Source organism: Sulfurovum sp. bin170 (assembly GCF_010892395.1).
Taxonomy (GTDB): Bacteria; Campylobacterota; Campylobacteria; order Campylobacterales; family Sulfurovaceae; genus UBA1140.
Genome location: NZ_JAACKB010000119.1, coordinates 1 through 2,425 on the forward strand (window position 1 = coordinate 1; position 2,425 = coordinate 2,425).

A 2,425-nucleotide genomic window follows, 5' to 3' on the forward strand; every position below is an offset into this window, starting at 1 on the left:
TCATCAACATAAGCACTCCAAATAAACCCACCCAGTGATGCAATACCAACACCGCGTGCCATATCTAGGATAAATTTTCGTCTATCACTCAATGGTTCTTTTTTTTCTATCTTAGGTCTGTTTTCGCTCAAAACGAATCTTTCCTTAACTTAATCTAATTTATTATGCTTTGTAAATTTTTACAGCACATTTCTTATAATCAGTTTGTTTTGATAACGGACATGTCGCATCTAGACAAACTTTATTAATGAATACTTTTTCATCAAACCATGGTACAAATACTAGTCCTCTTGGAGTTCTATTTCTACCTCTAGTCTCAACTCTAGCTTTAACTCTACCACGACGAGACTCTACCCAACATAAACCACCTTGTTTAACACCGAATTTCTTCGCATCTTCAGGGTGCATATAACATAATGCTTCTGGAACTGCACGATATAGTTCAGGTACACGCATAGTCATTGTTCCTGAGTGCCAGTGTTCAAGTACACGACCTGTACATAACCATGTGTCATAGTTAGCATCTGGCATTTCTGGAGGATCCATGTATGGACGAGCAAAGATTTTAGCTTTGTTTTTAAGGTAATGTTTACCTGGTTTATCAGCATAGCTTAGTTTTAAATCTTTTTTGATTCCGTTTAAGTCACCTTGAGGTCTCTTTTTAAGGAATTCTCCGTAGAATGCATGTGAATTACCTGTCTCTTTTGTAGCTTTTGCTGCATAAGGATCGTATTTCGCATTAAATCTCCACTGAGTCTCTTTACCATCAACAACAGGCCATTTAAGACCACGAACTTTATGGTAAACATCAAATGGTGCAAGATCATGACCATGTCCACGAGTAAACGCAGCATACTCTTCAAAAAGATATTTATGAATAAAGAATCCATAACCTTCAAATACTTTACCGTCTGAACCAATAACATTTCTGCTATCACCAGAAGACTCAGAGTTATCATATCCAGCTTGAACAGGATCGTTCATATCAACTTTATATGATTTAGCGTTATCGTTTGCAAATAGGATTTCAAACATAGTAGTTTCAGGAGTATAACCAGCTGCTCTAACTGCTTTCTCTGAAATAGCTTTCATATCTTTTTTGCCCCAAGCAACTTTAACATCTTTCATCCAAAGGTCTCTAACTGTAAAACGCTTAGAGAACTCAACCCATTGCCAAGTATCACTCATTGCGTCACCTACAGGAAGAACTTGTTGTCTCCAGTGTTGAGTACGACGCTCAGCATTACCATAAGCTCCCCATTTTTCATAAATCATAGCAGATGGAAGAATAAGGTCAGAAACTTTAGCAGAGATACCTGGGTATCCATCAGAAGTTACAATAAAGTTATCCATTTCACGAGCCGCTTTAATCCAGTGAGTAGCAGATGCAGAATCTTGGTAAGGGTTACAAACATTTACCCATGCAAATTTAACATGACCATCTTCGATATCACGGTGGATACGCATGATGTGTTGTCCCATTTGACCATTGATTGTTCCAGCTGGGATACCCCATTTTTTCTCAACTATCGCACGGTGTTTAGGATTTTTAACCATCATATCCGCAGGAAGTCTGTGAGTAAATGTACCAACTTCACGAGCAGTACCACAAGCAGAAGGTTGACCAGTAAGACTGAACGCTCCATCACCTGGGTGAGCTTGTTTATTTAGTAAAAAGTGAACATTGTAAGAAAGTGTATTTGTCCATGTTCCACGAGTGTGTTGATTCATACCCATAGTCCAAAAAGAAACTACTTTTCTACCTTTTTCAATATAAAGGTTAGCTAGTTCTTGAAGTTTTGCTTCGAAGCTCTCAATAGACTCATCAGGGTCACCTTTTGAGATTTTAGCAGTATACTCAAGTGTATATGGCTCTAAAGATTTTTTATACTCTTCAAATTCAATCAACCAGTGCTTAAGGCCCGGTTGGTTATGAATCATTTCATCCCCAGCTTTGTAACCATATGGCTCTAGTGCAGGAGCTTCTTTTTCAGAAACGATTGTTTTCATCTCTTTAGAAATAGTTTCCATCTCTAAAGCAGTATATTTACCTTCTTTAATAGACTTATCACTAGATTTTCTCATACCGTAACCAATATTTGGAGATGCTGCTGCAAATACCATATGTTTGTTTACGAAATCCCAATCAATTGAATCAGGGTTGTTAAATACAATCTCTCTAGCTATATAGTTCCACATAGCTGTATCTGTATTTGGTGAAAAAATGATTTCAGTATCAGCTAAATCTGAAGTTCTGTGAGTATAAGTTGACATATTGATAACTTTTACTCTTTCAGGATCTGATAATTTTCTGTCAGTTACTCTCGACCAAAGGATCGGGTGCATCTCTGCCATGTTTGAACCCCAAGCTACAACTGTATCTGTAAGCTCGATATCATCATAACAACCTGATGGCTCATCTACA

1 protein-coding gene is annotated in these 2,425 nt (G+C 37.5%); it reads right to left on the bottom strand.

Going from position 1 to position 2,425, the window contains the following annotated elements; genetic code table 11:
* Positions 1-162: 162 nt before the first annotated feature.
* Positions 163-2,425 (bottom strand): nitrate reductase catalytic subunit NapA (gene napA, locus GSY74_RS02860; RefSeq protein WP_164663604.1); only part of this gene is annotated, 2,263 nt, incomplete at its 5' end.